Annotated in this window: 1 protein-coding gene; it reads left to right on the top strand. The window is 56.9% G+C overall.

Features of this window, described 5'->3' with window-relative positions; all coding sequences use genetic code 11:
* Window positions 1-144: 144 nt before the first annotated feature.
* The gene (mgtE, locus tag PACILC2_RS25285) at window positions 145-1,521 is read left to right on the top strand and encodes a magnesium transporter (RefSeq protein WP_213531733.1); all 1,377 of its coding nucleotides are present in this window, start codon (window positions 145-147) and stop codon (window positions 1,519-1,521) included.
* Window positions 1,522-1,644: the final 123 nt, after the last annotated feature.

Genomic DNA, 1,644 nt, shown 5'->3' with positions numbered 1-1,644 from the left:
TTTATGGGCTTCTATCTTCCGGATGCCAGCCGCCACGTTCGTCCGCGCGTTTCGATACGATGGTTTTGAAGTGCTGCGGGGGAAGTATGGAATAAACGAGATTGTCGCAAACTAATGCGGAAGTGCGGCTGGAGGCGGACGGACATGATCGATGAGACGAAAAGGCAGCATGCGGACCGCCGCACGGAACTGGCGGCGGAAGCTTCGCGGCTGCTTGCCGGCGACGAGAAGCGGATGCGCGTTCAACTCGAAGAATGGGCGCCCTACGACATTGCGCATCTGTATCCCGGGCTGACGATTCGGGAACGATCGCTGCTGCTTGGCGCGCTTGAAACGGAAGCGCTCGCCGACGTTATCAGCGAGCTCGATACCGACAGTCAGCTGGAAGCGCTGCAGCTTGTCGGGGCGGCCCGCGCCGCAGAAGTGCTGAACCGGATGGAGAACGACGACGCGGCGGATATGCTGGCGGACGTGCCGGATGAGGCGAAAGAATATTTGCTTTCGCTTATGACGCGCGACGAGAGCGATATGGTTCGGAAGCTGATGGCGTACGGACCGGAAACGGCCGGCGGCCTGATGACGAACCGGTACGTCTGGTTTCGCGAACGGTATACGGTGCGCGAAGCCGTCGAGAAGGTGAAGGCGTTCGCCGAGCTGACGAAGCATGTCCATTATTTTTATGTAGTCGACGAGGAGAAGCGGCTGAAAGGCAGCTTGACGTATCGGGACCTTGTCCTCGCCAGGGAAGATCAGCGCGTAGCCGATTTGATGCAGGAAAAGGTCGTATCCGTACCGGTGGACATGGACCAGGAAGAAGTGGCCATGTTATTTGAAGATTACGACTTGTTATCGGTTCCGGTCGTCGATCGTGAAAATCGTCTGATCGGCATTGTGACGGTCGACGATGTCATCGACGTGCTGCGCGAGGAAGCGAACGAGGACATCAACAAGCTGTCGGCATCGGACAAGACGATCGATTTCCGCACCGCGCCGCTGACGGCGGCGCGGCGCCGTCTTCCCTGGCTGCTCATGCTGCTTGTCCTGGGCCTCGTATCGGGCGGCATCATCAGCCGGTTCGAGCGAACGCTCGATCAAGTTGTGGCGCTCACCTTCTTCATGCCTATGATTGCCGGCATGACGGGCAATACGGGGACGCAATCGCTTGCCGTCGTCGTCAGAGGGTTGACCGCGCAAAAGCAGATCGGCCGGACGACGATCGTGCGGCTGCTCTGGCGGGAACTGTCGGTCGGACTGCTGATCGGCGCGGTATGCGGGACGGGCATTGCCGTCGTGGCCGGCTGGTGGCAGGCCAGCGCGGTATTCGGTCTCGTTGTCGGCATTTCGCTCTTTTTGACCATCATTATCGGGACGATGGCCGGCACGGTCATCCCGTTACTTTTACATCGGTTGAAAGTGGACCCGGCGGTTGCTTCGGGACCGCTTATCACCACGTTGAACGATTTGTTCTCGTTGACCGTTTATTTCAGCACTGCAACCGTATTTCTGTCGTATCTGACATAAACAAAAAACAGAAAAAAATTTTTGAGAAAGGGCTTGTCATCCTGAAATCGATTTGCTATAATCTTTTGTGTTGCCACAAAAAATCAGTGTAGATTGAAGGAAATGTGGCCCGTTGGTCAAGGG

Source organism: Paenibacillus cisolokensis (assembly GCF_018403665.1).
In the GTDB taxonomy this organism is placed as follows: Bacteria; Bacillota; Bacilli; order Paenibacillales; family Paenibacillaceae; genus Paenibacillus_AH; species Paenibacillus_AH cisolokensis.
This window is presented reverse-complemented; position numbering and strand designations above follow the sequence as displayed.

Bases quoted from the DNA above. Each gene is read 5' to 3' on its own strand.
- mgtE (WP_213531733.1), top strand. From the start codon at position 145: ATGATCGATGAGACGAAAAGGCAGCATGCGGACCGCCGCACGGAACTG.